Genomic DNA, 13,422 nt, shown 5'->3' on the forward strand with positions numbered 1-13,422 from the left:
CGCAAAGCCGCTTTCCGGAGTTCCGCCATGCCGTCACCCTTCGAACCGAGAGATTGGACGCTGGCACATGGGCGCTCTCTTGGCCTCGGTCCGGAAGGCGTGATCATGGCGATCATCAACGTCACCCCGGATTCGTTCTCCGACGGCGGCTTGAACCTGAGGCCGGATATTGCGATCAGCAATGCGATCCGCGCCGCCAAGGCCGGTGCTGTCATCGTCGATATCGGCGGCGAGTCGACACGCCCGAACGCAGCCGAAGTCAGCGCCGCGGAGGAACAGGCTCGCGTCCTGCCTGTCATCGAAGTGCTTGCCGCCAATTGTGTCGAGGGCGTGATTTCGATCGATACCTATCGCGCTGAGACGGCACGCAAGGCCATCGCCGCCGGAGCCCACATCATCAACGATGTGCATGGCCTGCAACGCGAACCGGACATCGCCCGTGTGGCAGCCGAGACCGGTGCCGGCCTCGTCATCATGCATACGGGTCGCGGTCGCGATAAGAAGGCCGATCCGATCGAAGACCAGTTCGCCTTCTTCGAGGACTCGCTGAAGATCGCCGCGGATGCCGGCGTTTCAAGGCAGCAGATCGTGCTCGATCCCGGCTTCGGTTTCAACAAAGAGACGGCGAAAGACAATCTTGACATCATGGCGCGGTTTTCCGAACTGCATGCGCTCGGCTACCCGATCGTCGCTGGTACTTCGCGAAAACGCTTCCTCGGCAATGTCACGGGGCGCGATCCCGCTGACCGTGGCGTGGCGACGGCAGCGACGACCGCGCTGCTGCGCGTCGCAGGAGCGGCGATTTTTCGGGTCCACGATGTCGCTTTCAATGTCGATGCGCTAAAGGTAGCCGATGCTATGCTGAATGCAGCAAGCACCGGCAAGGAGGGCAGAAATGCGTGAGACCTATACGATAACTCTTGCCAATTGCGCGTTTTTCGCCCGACACGGGGTGATGGACGAGGAGGAAGTGCTGGGACAGCGCTTCTTCGTCGACGCCGAGCTCGAAGTGAGGCCGCATGGCCCGCTGGAGGAGGACGCGCTCGACTCGACCGTCGACTATGGCRTCGCCTTCAAGGTGATCGAAAAGATCGTCACCGGCCGCCGCTATTTCCTCATCGAGGCGCTGGCGATGGATATTGCCCGCTCGCTGGAAAGCCAGTTCCCGCAGATCCGCCGCGCCAAGATCACGCTCAGGAAGCCGAATGCGCCGGTCGCCGGCGTGCTCGACTACGTCCAGGTCAGTGTCGAACACTATGCCGCCGACTGACACGCATGTGGAGGCCTATCTCGGGTTGGGCGGCAATGTCGGCGATCCCGTCGCGTCCATGGCGGAGGCCTTGCGCCGGATCGATGCGGATCCGCATTGCATGGTGGCGGCCGTTTCGCGCCTCTACCGCACGCCGCCCTGGGGTAAGACCGACCAGGACTGGTTCGTCAACGCCGCCGCCGCAATCCGCACCGCTTTGTCGCCGGAGGCGCTGCTCGATCTCTGCCTGGATATCGAGCGCGCCATGAAGCGCGTTCGCAGCGAGCGTTGGGGGCCGAGAACGCTCGACATCGATATCCTCGCCTATGACGCCGTGGAAATGTCAGGGCCGCGGCTGGAACTGCCGCATCCAAGGATGATCGAACGTGCCTTCGTGCTGATGCCGCTCGTCGATGTGGCGCCCGAATTGGCGGTTGGCGGAGCGCACGTGGCGGCGTGGCTTGCCGGCGTCGATCAGACGGGCATCGAAATCGTCGGCGAGGGTCGCGACTGGTGGCGTGGGTAGCGTCGCAACACCTGCAGGGTGGTTGGCAGGGGCGAAATTACTTGGATTTCATCAATTCCGCCAAAAGGGTCATGATGATACCGACGGCGGAAAGGAGCAGGATCAGCGGCCAGGTAATGGCAAGGATAGCCAGCCAGAAGACGTCGACATTGTCCATGTTGTCCGGCGGTGTGGCCGTCACCGCCAGTGCGAACAGGATCATCGCCACGATGATCCAGATGAACAAGACATCTTGCAATATCCGTCCGTTGCCTCCTGCGATACTGCTTGTCGGTCGCTGATCTGAACGCGCGCAGTCATCCGTTGTTCCAGGGCCGGGCTGAAGCCCATCCCTCAATCCCTTTGTACTGGCGTTGAAGTAAAAAACGCAACAAACATTCCGTCAGCGAGCTCTCGCCGTGTCTGCGGTTATTCCTCGGTGAAAATAGGTATCGCCCGACGAACTGATGCCAATGCGGCGGCGCCGTCGATTACTTTATCGAACCGACGGCAAGTTCTTCCGAGTCACGGTTGAGCGACATGCCGATCACCGGAATCATCTGGTCTTCGACCTTGACGGAAATCGTCACCGTCATCGTGTTCTTGCCCTGCAGGCGGGCGATCATGGCGCCGTTCAGCTTGGCGCGCGTGAGCGCCACAACCATTTTCTGGCCGGTGACATTGCCGGAGATGATGTCGAGGCCGGTGCCGGCGGCACCATCCAGGAACTGGCCGCGGTAAGTGCGGCCGGCGGCGTGGATGACTGCCTTCATCGGCTGCTTGAACACGCCGACGCGGCAATAGCCATCGAGCGTGATGCCCGTGGCCTTTTCCTCGGTCGTGCCTGACAGAGAGCAGTTGAACTTCGTGCCCTTGTACTTGCCGGCGACGATCTCGCCCGGGCCGCTCCATTGGCCGGAGACATTTTCGAAGAAAGCCTTGTCGCGGCTGGCTGCGTGGGCTGGAAGGGCGCCAAATGTCACCATGGCGACGGTCGCCAAGCCAACGGCAAACGATGTCACACGGGCAAACATGGAGCTTCCTTTCAACTCAGCTGCGAACTCAGCACAGGGGGCAGTCTTGGCCGATAATGGTTAATGGAGTGTTTCCTGTAAAACATAAATGGCTGCGCCGGGCAATGCCCTGCCGTAAAGGAATGTTAGCAGTTGCTGTCACGGATTATGAAAACTTTAATCGATGCGCAAGTTCTTGTGCAGATTGTGCCGTTCAGGCTGGCGGCTTTGTACTTTGGCCCGCCGTCAGGTCCGCAAGAAAATCACCCACGCCTGGTCGTCTGACGGCCTTGAAGGGCAGGGGACGCAGAAGATCCATCGCCGCGATGCCGATTCGCGCCGTCATCAGGCCGTTGATGACACCTTCACCGAAGCGGGCAGAGATTTTCGATGCGATGCCGTGGCCGAGCAGCTGCTGCACAATTCCATCACCTACGGCAATGGAACCGGTCACCGCCAGATGCGCAATGACATCGCCGAACAGACGGATCATGCCGATCCGGCCAGGCCGTGTTCCATAAGTCTCGGCAATGGCGCGGATCAGCCGCGCCGCTTCGTAGATCACATAGCCGAGATCCACCAGCGCCCGCGGGCTCACGGCGGTGACGATCGACACCCGCTTGGCTGCCGCCAGGATCTGCGCGCGCGCCTGCCGGTCGGCGGGCTGCAGTAATTCGAGCTCGGCAAGGCGCAGCAGGCCATCGGAATCGATGACATCGCCGGCAGTGGCGTCGAGCGCGGCGCGTCCTTTGGCCGTCTCCGGCATCGACGAGGCGAGCTTTACGAGCTTGGCGACGACGGCCCGCGCATGCGCCGGCTTCCGGTCGTGCCCGGCAAGCTCTGCTTCCTGTTTCAGCGCTTGCACCGAGGCAAGGCGCCTCAGCCCGATCAATTCCCGCCCGACCATGCCGAGCAGCGCCAGCACCGCCAGCGCCGTCACGCCGACTGCCGTATAGCCCAGCCAGTCGGCACGGCCGAAGAGATCGCGGATCAGCGCATCGATCCAGATCGCCAGCGCCGCCGAGATAAGCACGCCGATCGCCGAGACGAAGATCGACATCAGCGGCAGCCGCCGCCGGCGGGGCAGGGCGACAGCGTCTTCCGGCTCCGGCTCGCCGAAGAATGGGTCATGCTTGTCCGGCGTCAGTACGATATCGGTGTCGAAGGCGCCCGGCACCCGGATCGTTTTCGGCGCGGATGGATTGGGTTCGTCGAAACTGAACGCCTGCGGCCGCCGCGGCGTCTTGCCGTTGTCCTCGCTCATGCCAGCCGGTCTCCGATCAGGAATTGCAGCGCCCGGTCGAGGCGAATCTGCGGCAGCGACAGTTTGATGCCGCCGCCGGTATCTTCCAGTTCCGGCGGCCGGAAGCGCACGACATTGATATGCGGCCGGTCACCTGGCGCATCCGAGAAATAGATGTCGGGGTTTTCCGGAAGGTCGCCGGGGAAGATCGCGGTCTTGCGTCCGCCGTCAAACGTTTCAGCGCCGATCCGTTCCCCCTCGATTGGCGTGCCGACGATCACGGGCAGCATTTCGCCGTCGCGGGTGACGCTCGCCTCGCGCGTGGCGCGGACGGAGGCAAGGGCGATGACCTCGATGCCGGCGCCGGAACGGCCGATCCGGGTGATGGCGCGATCGACGATCCGCCGGGTGATCGCTTCCAGCCGATCATGGCTTTCATGATGCAGATGATCGGCCTTGGTGGCGGCCACCAGCACGCGGTCGATGCGGCGGGTGAAGAAAGAAGACAGGAAGGAATTGGTGCCGGGCCGAAACGAGGTCAGCACGTCGCCCAGCGCGCCTTCGAGGTCGGCGATCGCCTCAGGACCGCGATTGATCGCCTGCAGCGTGTCGACCAGCACGATCTGCCTGTCGAGCCGGGCAAAATGCTCACGGAAGAAGGGTTTCACCACATGTTTCTTATAAGCTTCGAAGCGGCGCTCCATCATAGCGACGAACGTGCCCTTGGCGGGCCGGTCGTCGCCGAAATTGACAAGCGGTGCGAAGGTCAGCGCCGGCGACCCATCGAGATCGCCGGGCATCAGGAAGCGGCCTGGGGCCAGCGCCGAGAAGGAATGCTCGTCGGCCTTGCAAGCCCGGAGATAGGTGGTGAAATCGGCGGCGAGATCGCGCGCCAGCTCTTCATCGGCCGGCAGGTCCGGTGTGATGGCCTTGGCGCGCGCCAGCCAGGCTTTCGCCAGCGGCTTGCGGGCGCCCGTGCCTGCCTTTGCCGCCGCCTGTTCGGAAAATGTGCGAAAATCCTGTTCGAGCAGCGGCAGGTCCATCAGCCATTCGCCGGGATAGTCGACAATATCGATCGACAGCCGGCCGGCCGAAAACATCCGCGACCAGGCGCTGGCGCTTTCGAACTCGATCGTCAGTCTGAGTTCCGAGATCGCTCGCGTCGAATCCGGCCAGAGGCGCTTCTGCACCAGCGCCTTGATATGATCCTCATATTGAAAGCGCGGCACGGCATCGTCCGGCTGCTCTTCGAGCTGCGCCGCCTTGATGCGGCCGGCACGCTGGGCTTCCAACAGCGGCAGTCGCCCGCCATTCAACAGATTATGGATCAATGCCGAGATGAACACGGTCTTGCCGGCGCGCGACAGGCCGGTCACGCCAAGTCGGATCGACGGGTTGAGAAAACCCCTTGTCCGATCGGCCAGGTTTTCGAAGGCGATGATCGCATCGTCGGTAAGCGTGGTCGGCGAAGGAGGCAAGATGTTTCCCGGCTCTGGTGATATCCGGCAATATAGGAAGGAATGGTGTCAGGTCAAAGCCGGCATCAGCAGGGCTGCGGGCACGCCGCTATGCATCGCCAGATCGGCGGTCACCGGGCGGTGAAAATCAAGGGCGAAAAAGCCGGCGGTCGGAAAGCCGTAGGCCAATCCCACGCCGATCTCGCTCTCCACGGCCAGCGACCGGGACAGCGTTTCGATCGTCGGATTGTGACCGACGATCATCAGGCTCTCGCCATCCATGAAGGTGCGGATCTTTTCCAGATAGGCTTCCATGCCTTCGGAATAGAGGCTCCGATCGTAGCCTGCCCATAGGCTGCCGAACACGTCGAGGAAAGCCGCCGTCGTCTCGGCACAGCGCCGGGCGGGCGAGGAGATGATGCGTTCAGGCACGAAGCCCGCGGTGAAAGCCTGTAGCGCCACGCTACGCGCTTCGGCGAGCCCGGCCGCGTCGAGCGGGCGATCGAAGTCACTGCCGCCCGGCATGGCCCAGGCCGCCTGCGCGTGCCGCACGAGATAGAGGCGGAACACGTCCCCCATTTCCGAAAACTCCCCCGCATCTTTCAGAACCGGATTCTCGCCAATGAACGCCACTTATCCACACCCTTGCGTGCTGGTCAATGATGCGACAGGGTGTTTCATTCGCGACCAATTGTGTCGTCATGGTACTGCCGGCCACGTATCTCGAGATCTTCTCGCCAGCAGCTGGCACGCCTGGGAAAGCGGCGAGACAAGATGCTAAATTTAACAAAAAAATAGCCACTTAGCACGGATTCATGTCAGATTTAAAAATCGCAAAACATGTTCTTTAAGCTTGAATCACCTAACCTCTGGAGCTATAGAGCCGCGTTATGCGGGTTGTTCTTCAGGAGAATCGCGTTGAGTGAGAATATTGATCTTACGAACTATGTTCCCTCGGAAACCGAAGAGTTCATGAACTCCCGACAGCGTGCATACTTCCGATCCAAACTGACTGCCTGGAAAAGCGATATCCTTCGAGAAGCGCGCGAAACCCTCGACCACCTTGCTGAAGAAAGCGCCAACCACCCGGATCTCGCCGACCGCGCCTCCTCCGAAACAGACCGTGCGATCGAACTCAGAGCCCGTGACCGCCAGCGCAAGCTGATCTCCAAGATCGACGCCGCCCTGCAGCGCATCGAAGACGGCACTTACGGCTACTGCGAGGAAACCGGCGAACCGATCAGCCTGAAGCGTCTTGACGCCCGCCCGATCGCTACCCTGTCGATCGAGGCCCAGGAACGCCACGAGCGGCGCGAGAAGGTCTATCGCGACGAGTGAGCGCCGGCCGTTCGTCGGACTGCTTGGCAACGCCTTTCATCGTCAATTTTCTCGTTTGCGGATCGCTTGTTGCCCGCCCGCTGAAATTTGATTCCAGGGTATTTTCGCTGTCTCCAGTTACGAGCCTCATTATTTCCGACTATTTCGCTAAACACGATATTTTGAGAAGATTTTTTCCTGCGTGAAAAAGTTTGATCGTGGCGCAGACTTAACAGGCGAGATGGAATGGCTATGATCGCCCCCGCACAAACGGGAGGTTTTCATGAGCAAGGACAATCCGGGTTTCTCGACGCTTGCAGTGCATGCCGGCGCCCAACCCGATCCGACCACCAAGGCGCGGATCACGCCGATCTACCAGACCACCAGTTTCGTCTTCGACAATGCCGATCATGCTGCGGCGCTGTTCGGACTTCAGGCCTTCGGTAATATCTACACCCGCATCATGAACCCGACCAATGCGGTGCTTGAGGAGCGGGTCGCTGCGCTCGAAGGCGGCACGGCGGCGCTGGCCGTCGCCTCCGGTCACGGTGCCCAGCTCTTGATTTTCCATACGATCATGCGGCCGGGCGACAATTTCATCGCCGCGCGGCGCCTCTATGGCGGCTCGATCAACCAGTTCGGCAATGCCTTCAAGAGCTTCGACTGGCATGTGCGCTGGATGGACACTGACGATCCTGCCTCGCTCGAAGCCCTGGTCGATGACAAGACCAAGGCGGTGTTCATCGAAAGCCTTGCCAATCCCGGCGGCACGTTCGTTGATATCGCGGCGATCGCCGAACTGGCCCACAAGCATGGCCTGCCGCTGATCGTCGACAACACCATGGCGACGCCCTATCTCATCCGGCCGCTGGAGCACGGCGCCGACATCATCGTGCATTCGCTCACCAAATTCATGGGCGGCCATGGCAATTCCATGGGCGGCGTGCTGGTTGACGGCGGCACCTTCGATTGGTCCAAGAGCGGCAAATATCCGATGCTGTCGGAGCCGAGGCCCGAATATGCCGGCGTCATGCTGCACCAGACGTTTGGTAATATTGCCTTTGCCATCGCCGCCCGCGTGCTAGGCCTGCGCGATTTCGGTCCGTCGCTGGCGCCGCTCAACGCTTTCCTGCTGTTGACCGGCATCGAGACCCTGCCGCTCCGGATGCAGCGGCACTGCGAGAACACGCTTGAAGTGGCCAAATGGCTGAAGACCCACCCAAAGGTCTCCTGGGTCAACTATTCCGGCCTGCCGGATGATCCGAACCATGCGCTGCAGAAGCAATATTCGCCCAAGGGCGCTGGCGCGGTGTTCACCTTCGGCCTCAAGGGCGGCTATGAAGCCGGAAAGACCTTTGTCGAGAGCCTGAAACTCTTCTCGCATCTCGCCAATATCGGCGACACCCGTTCCCTGGTCATCCATCCAGCCTCGACCACGCATCGGCAATTGACGCCCGAACAGCAGGCGGCGGCCGGCGCAGGCCCGGACGTCGTGCGCCTCTCCGTCGGCATCGAGGACGTGTCAGACATCATCGCAGATCTGGAACAGGCGCTGGAACAGGCGTGATGCGGTTCGCCATGAATGTCTGAACCATCGCCAACTACCCTCGAACTGGCAGGTCGATTCTGCGGCCTGAAATAGACGAATGCGGGCGGTCATCGCGGGTTTTGCCTGAGATACCGTCCGCGACGCTTTCTTTGACGTCCATTCAGATCGCCGACTTGAATCTGACTGCAGCCCCTTGGAAATCTATCCGATTCAAGACAAAATGATCCCGCTCCAGCTTTTGGGAAGGTTCTGATGGAAAACCACGAGCCATTTTTACGCGAGGCGATTGCACTCTCGAAATCCGCGATGCAACGCGGTGACGAACCGTTTGGTTCGGTGCTGGTGAAGGACGGCGAAGCAATCCTGCGCGCCGAAAACAGCGTCTTCACCGGCCACGATATGACGAACCATGCAGAGATGAACCTTGTTAAACTGGCGGCGCACCATTACGATACTGCTTTTCTCGCTGACTGCACGCTTTACACCAGCACGGAGCCGTGCGCGATGTGCTCTGGGGCGATTTACTGGTCGGGCATCGGGCGTATGGTATTTGCATGCTCCGAAGCGCGGCTTGGCGAGATCGCTGGGATCGGGTTGAACGTGCCGAGCCGGGCGGTGTTGCAAACCGGCGCGCGCATCGTCACTGTGGTTGGCCCAAACCTAGAAGACGAAGCCGCCGAAGTACATCAGGAATTCTGGCCGAAGCATCTGGGCAAGGCTTAGAGCCTCGGCGCTCGTCACGGGCGGCAGCGGCGGCAGGAATGTCACCCTGTGCGCAAGGCGCGGGGCGTGTCGAAATATCTCGACGTGATTTCCTCCGCACTCGCAGGCCGGCCAAAGAGATATCCTTGCAATTCGTCGCACCCCGACAGCCTCACAACCGCCGCCTGTTCTTCGGTTTCGATACCTTCCGCCGTCACCGGAAGGCGCAACGCGGTCGCGAGCGCGATTGTCGCATGCAGCACCGCGCCGTTGCGGTCGTCGTGGTCGAGCGCCACAATCAAGGATCGATCGATCTTCATGCGGTCGAAGCCGAATTCACGCAGCGCGCCGATGCTGGCAAAACCGGATCCGAAGTCATCTAGCGCGATTTTGATGCCGAGTTGGCGGAGTGCGCCGAAGGCGCGTTTGGCCTGATCCGGATTGGAGATGAGGACACCTTCGGTCACCTCGATCGTCAGCCTTGCCGGATCGAACGCCGCCTCGGCCAGGATATCCCCGACCTGCGATGCGAAGTAGGGATTGCGCAGTTGCAAGGGCGAGACGTTCACGGCCACTCCGATACCCGGCCACCGCGAGGCTTCACGGACCGTGGTGCGAAGGACTTCGAATCCGAGCTGGTCGATCAAGCCGGCCTTTTCAGCAACGCGGATGAACACTTCGGGCGAGACGTCGCCGCGTGTGGGGCTTTTCCAGCGTGCAAGCGCTTCAAGGCCGCGCACCTGCCGCGTGGAGGCGTCGATGAGGGGTTGGAAGACGGCGCGCACCTGGCCTCGCGACAATCCCTGCCGGAGTTCCTGCTCCAGCTCGGCATTCTTTCCGGCATCCTCATCCAGGGAAGGGTCGTAGCTCACGGCAGTCCCGCGGCCCATGTCCTTCGCCCGATAGAGGGCAAGGTCCGCCCGTCGCAAGAGCTCAGGCGCATCCAGGGCTGCGTTCGAGGTTTCGGCGGTTCCAACGCTGCCGCTGATCTCGATGGTGCGCCCGTCAATGACGAACGGTGTCGACAGGCAGCGCAGAATGTCGATCGCGATGGAGCCTGTCTTCTGCTCTTCGGTTCTGGCGATCACCGCGAACTCGTCTCCGCCAAGCCGGGCAATCGCTGAGCCCGCGGGCAATTGGTCCACCAGACGATTGGCGACTGCTTTGATCAGTTCGTCGCCGACAGCGTGTCCCCAGGCATCGTTGACGGGCTTGAAACCATCGAGATCAAGCATATGCAGGCCGATGGCGCGTGGCTCTGAATCGAGAGCGGTTTCGATCTGCTCGAGACATCCCGCCCGGTTCCACAATCCGGTCAGGGCGTCATGTTTTGCCTTGTAGTTCGATGCCCGTTCTCCACTCTTCACCGCGCGGAACGCCGTGAAGCCGACAACCGCCACCGCCGCCAAAAGCAGGATCAGAACCACGCTGGCGCCGATGACGATCGGCCTGACACGGAGGTAGCTTGCCGTACCTGGATCGACATGGGGCCAGGTGAAATATGCAATCTCGCGCCCCTTGATGTCGTCGACGCCGGCATAGAGATCACGCTCCTTGTCGACAGCGCTTTGAAGGGTCAGCCCGTCAATGGTGAAGGTCCGGCTGACGTCGGTCACGACCTTCGCGGTGAACTGTTTGGAGAAGACCAGCACCTTCAAACTGGCTGGATCGACCTTCACATCGTAGGCGGACGGTTGAATGGCGGCTGCGCCGATAATCGCCACGCCATCCGCTGTTCTAATGAAAGCCACGGGAAGGCCGTCGCGGTTCGGGTCCGGTCGCCGGGCGGCTGCGAGAAGCTCATCAAGCTTTCCGAGATAATAAGCATCGGGATCTGTGAGCACCGCTCCCTTGTGATAGGCGATCAGGGGCTTGCCGACAGGCTCGATGACCATCGCAGTGTCGTAAAGCGGATAGTCCGCGGTGGTCGAGCCCCAATTCTCGGTCGCCCAGTCCGCGGCACCCGAAGTCTTCATCTGCCGATAGGCGTCGTCCCAATAGGCATTGTCGCGTACCGTTGCCCCGAGCTGTTTTTGCAATGCGCGCAACGCGCCTTTTGCCGCGGTCACTGCGCGAGCGTCGTCGATGGCGTCGGCTGTCGACGCCATGGAACCGAAGGCTCCGGAGACAATGTAGCCGAGAACGGTCAGCGTCGCGAGAAACACGGCCGAGGTCGCCAGGACCGCCGCGAGACGAAAATTCAACTTAGTCTTGGAAACCGACGCCATAGGTACACCAGTATTGTAGTCGCCCTATACCACATGGGCACCAGTCGGCATCATGCCCGTCAAGCGCTGGTGGGGTAAGTTATCGTTGACTACGTGAATCTGGAGTTAAGAACTGACGGTACGCAAGGGTACAAAGCATCTGCCATCGACCAAGCTTGGCAAAGCCTTAACAATTTGGAAACGCAAGAGGCGCCCGATCCCCGCGAGGAGAGCCTTGATCATCCGACAGTCGGCGATCCCAGCCACTCGGCGGCATCAGCGATGGCCGGTTCCGGCATAAAGCGGGACGCGGTGAAGCCGTTCAAGAGACTACGACACGATCTCTTGCGCCCCCTGAGCAGGATTCCTGGACGCTCGCCTCTGACAAGGCTCCACCGCAATGCTCGAAGGCCTGCGCGGCATTGGATACAAAAAACCCCCGAAGTTGACATCCAACGTTCGGGGGCAATTCATGAGAGCGGGGTTCCGCAATCGATGCGCCCTGACCTGTTAGCGGGCGGCTTTCGCCCGCACCAGGGCCGGGATTTCGTCCCGGCTGATGCCCAGATCCTGCAGGGCGTGGCTATTCAGGCGGCCGAGTTCGGCAACGGTGCGGCGATAGGAAAGCCAGTTGTTGAAGCTGCGTGCGACGTTCATGATGATCCCCTTTCGTGGGCTCTGGTGACGTCGGCAACCTCATTTCCGGTCCGGCGTCTTGATGACACTGATATGGGGAGTGCCCGCTGCCGGAGTAGAAGCGCAAGTTTCAATGCACCTATGCAAATGACGCATGTCGGCGCGCCAAGCTATGAGTGTCCCAGCATCTCGCTCCGGTATGAAATGGCGGCTCACTCCAGCCGCACTCTTGCGCAGACCATATCTGGGGCGATAGCTTGCGCATCATCGGTAACAGGCAGGTAATGCAACGGACGATCAATGAAGAAAAAAGCGCTCTCCTTTGATATTTCCGCCATCAGCCCGGAAACCGGCGCCCCCGCCGTAGACCGGTTGATCGCCGGCAATCCGGTATTCACGACCTGGAACATCGAAGAGGCCGAGGGCGGCCTCTATGCCGGCATCTGGCAGGCCACGCCGGGCAAATGGCGGATCGTCTACGACGAGTGGGAATATTTCCATGTCCTGCAAGGCCATTCCGTCGTCACGGAGGATGGCGGTGAGGCGATTCACCTTAAGGCGGGTGACAGCCACATCCTGCGCCCTGGCTTCAAGGGAACATGGGAGGTGCTTGAAACGACGCGGAAGGAATATGTGATCAGGCTTTGATCGCGGGCTTATCTTTTTTGTTTTTTGCGCAGGTCGTTATCTGAAACCGGAGCCACTTTCGGGTCGCATGTTGCAGTGCGTGCCGGGCGCCGGACATCGAGAGGCAATTACGTCGGGGTGCTGGACCTTTGGAGCAGCAGAAAATAGGTGAGCGAACGGATTGGCGACGAAATGAAGCCAGCCCGCTCGTAAAGCCGACCTGCCTTCTCATCGATCGCGTGAACGAGCAGCGCCCGGATGCCGGCGATCTCGGCTGCTTGCAGCGTGCGAAGCACGGCGTCGCGGAGAAGATCGGAGCCAAGGCCTTGCCCCTGCAATGCCTCGTCGATTGCCAGGCGTCCCAGGATCATGACCGGCACTGGATCGGGCATGTTGCGCCGAATCTTGCCAGGTGCCTCTGAAGCCGCGACATTGCCTGTTGCGAGCGCATAGTAGCCGACGACGCGTTTACCCTCGGCGATGACATATGTGCGGCTGGCCCCCGTATCCTGATTGGCCAATGCCCGGCGCAAGAGCCAGTCATCAAGCGCAAGGTGGCCGCTTGAGAAGAGCGCAACGTCGACGTCGGCTGTCAAAAGGACTGGCGCGGATATCATTTTTCCCAGGCGGGCTTGCGCGCCAGAAGCGCCTCGAGCGCGGGATTGGGACGCGGCGGCGCATCGAGCGCGGTGGTGAACGCCTCCCATTGTGCGGCATCCAGCATGAATAGCCGCTGATCATAGACAGTGTCTTCGGCTGCCTTCCGCACGGTGTCGAGGATGAAATCGGTGCGGGTCTTGCCCGCGACCGAGGCCGCGCGATCGATCAGTCCGAGCGTGTCGGGCGAAACGCGAATATTGATGTTGTCACTGCGGGAAGTACCGGTGCGGGCCATGGTCAAACTCCTGCCCACAATG

At 61.0% G+C, this 13,422-nt stretch carries 16 protein-coding genes; 7 read left to right on the forward strand and 9 right to left on the reverse strand.

The annotated features are described in order from the left end of the window. Positions 1-27 precede the first annotated feature (27 nt). The 3 genes from folP to folK are packed head-to-tail and all read left to right on the forward strand — an operon-like array spanning position 28 to position 1,775. Positions 28-903 carry a dihydropteroate synthase gene (folP, locus tag AC1D06_RS20855; protein WP_477987746.1) on the forward strand — a complete coding sequence of 292 codons (876 nt, stop codon included), beginning with the start codon at positions 28-30 and terminating at the stop codon, positions 901-903. After that, the gene (gene folB, locus AC1D06_RS20860; RefSeq protein WP_477987747.1) at positions 896-1,270 is read left to right on the forward strand and encodes a dihydroneopterin aldolase; all 375 of its coding nucleotides are present in this window, start codon (positions 896-898) and stop codon (positions 1,268-1,270) included. Before folP ends, folB begins: the two co-directional genes overlap by 8 nt. Further along, the gene (gene folK / locus AC1D06_RS20865) at positions 1,257-1,775 is read left to right on the forward strand and encodes a 2-amino-4-hydroxy-6-hydroxymethyldihydropteridine diphosphokinase (protein ID WP_477987748.1); all 519 of its coding nucleotides are present in this window, start codon (positions 1,257-1,259) and stop codon (positions 1,773-1,775) included. The genes folB and folK overlap by 14 nt, the downstream gene beginning before the upstream one ends. Positions 1,776-1,812: 37 nt before the next feature. Here the strand turns inward: folK and AC1D06_RS20870 are convergent, their stop codons facing one another. The 5 genes from AC1D06_RS20870 to AC1D06_RS20890 form a co-directional block, all read right to left on the reverse strand. Beyond that, positions 1,813-2,013 carry a hypothetical protein gene (locus tag AC1D06_RS20870; RefSeq protein WP_477879590.1) on the reverse strand — a complete coding sequence of 67 codons (201 nt, stop codon included), beginning with the start codon at positions 2,011-2,013 and terminating at the stop codon, positions 1,813-1,815. A gap of 232 nt (positions 2,014-2,245) precedes the next feature. Beyond that, the gene (locus AC1D06_RS20875) at positions 2,246-2,788 is read right to left on the reverse strand and encodes a hypothetical protein (RefSeq protein WP_477987750.1); all 543 of its coding nucleotides are present in this window, start codon (positions 2,786-2,788) and stop codon (positions 2,246-2,248) included. A 193-nt stretch (positions 2,789-2,981) separates the two neighbouring features. After that, positions 2,982-4,031 carry a YcjF family protein gene (locus AC1D06_RS20880; protein WP_477987752.1) on the reverse strand — a complete coding sequence of 350 codons (1,050 nt, stop codon included), beginning with the start codon at positions 4,029-4,031 and terminating at the stop codon, positions 2,982-2,984. Then, on the reverse strand, positions 4,028-5,488 hold the full coding sequence (locus AC1D06_RS20885; protein WP_477987753.1) for a YcjX family GTP-binding protein: 1,461 nt from the start codon (positions 5,486-5,488) through the stop codon (positions 4,028-4,030). The genes AC1D06_RS20880 and AC1D06_RS20885 overlap by 4 nt, the downstream gene beginning before the upstream one ends. Positions 5,489-5,536: 48 nt before the next feature. Continuing rightward, positions 5,537-6,046: a SixA phosphatase family protein gene (locus tag AC1D06_RS20890; protein WP_477987754.1), complete on the reverse strand. Its 510-nt coding sequence runs from the start codon at positions 6,044-6,046 to the stop codon at positions 5,537-5,539. Between the two features lie 339 nt (positions 6,047-6,385). On the opposite strand from AC1D06_RS20890, the gene dksA reads away from it, so the two are divergent. The 3 genes from dksA to AC1D06_RS20905 all read left to right on the forward strand — a co-directional run bounded on the left by dksA (position 6,386) and on the right by AC1D06_RS20905 (position 9,056). Next, positions 6,386-6,805, forward strand: a complete 420-nt coding sequence (gene dksA / locus AC1D06_RS20895) for an RNA polymerase-binding protein DksA (RefSeq protein ID WP_477879580.1) — start codon at positions 6,386-6,388, stop codon at positions 6,803-6,805. Positions 6,806-7,067: 262 nt separating this feature from the next. Beyond that, the gene (locus tag AC1D06_RS20900) at positions 7,068-8,351 is read left to right on the forward strand and encodes an O-acetylhomoserine aminocarboxypropyltransferase (protein WP_477987755.1); all 1,284 of its coding nucleotides are present in this window, start codon (positions 7,068-7,070) and stop codon (positions 8,349-8,351) included. 234 nt (positions 8,352-8,585) lie between these two features. Next, entirely contained in the window at positions 8,586-9,056 is a 471-nt protein-coding gene (locus tag AC1D06_RS20905) for a nucleoside deaminase (RefSeq protein WP_477987756.1), read from the forward strand. A 41-nt stretch (positions 9,057-9,097) separates the two neighbouring features. Here the strand turns inward: AC1D06_RS20905 and AC1D06_RS20910 are convergent, their stop codons facing one another. After that, positions 9,098-11,239 carry a bifunctional diguanylate cyclase/phosphodiesterase gene (locus AC1D06_RS20910; protein WP_477987757.1) on the reverse strand — a complete coding sequence of 714 codons (2,142 nt, stop codon included), beginning with the start codon at positions 11,237-11,239 and terminating at the stop codon, positions 9,098-9,100. A 513-nt stretch (positions 11,240-11,752) separates the two neighbouring features. Beyond that, on the reverse strand, positions 11,753-11,899 hold the full coding sequence (locus AC1D06_RS20915) for a DUF1127 domain-containing protein (RefSeq protein WP_477879573.1): 147 nt from the start codon (positions 11,897-11,899) through the stop codon (positions 11,753-11,755). Between the two features lie 279 nt (positions 11,900-12,178). Here AC1D06_RS20915 and AC1D06_RS20920 point away from each other — a divergent pair, with 279 nt between their 5' ends. After that, a complete protein-coding gene (locus AC1D06_RS20920; protein WP_477879572.1) occupies positions 12,179-12,526 on the forward strand; it encodes a cupin domain-containing protein in 348 nt (115 codons plus the stop codon). A 107-nt stretch (positions 12,527-12,633) separates the two neighbouring features. On the opposite strand, the gene AC1D06_RS20925 is transcribed toward AC1D06_RS20920, so the two are convergent. Beyond that, positions 12,634-13,122 (reverse strand): GNAT family N-acetyltransferase, encoded by a 489-nt coding sequence (locus AC1D06_RS20925; protein ID WP_477879570.1) that lies wholly within the window; start codon positions 13,120-13,122, stop codon positions 12,634-12,636. Beyond that, a complete protein-coding gene (locus tag AC1D06_RS20930) occupies positions 13,119-13,400 on the reverse strand; it encodes a type II toxin-antitoxin system TacA family antitoxin (RefSeq protein WP_477879569.1) in 282 nt (93 codons plus the stop codon). The genes AC1D06_RS20925 and AC1D06_RS20930 overlap by 4 nt, the downstream gene beginning before the upstream one ends. Positions 13,401-13,422 lie beyond the last annotated feature (22 nt).

The organism is Rhizobium sp. P2_G2, assembly GCF_056403555.1.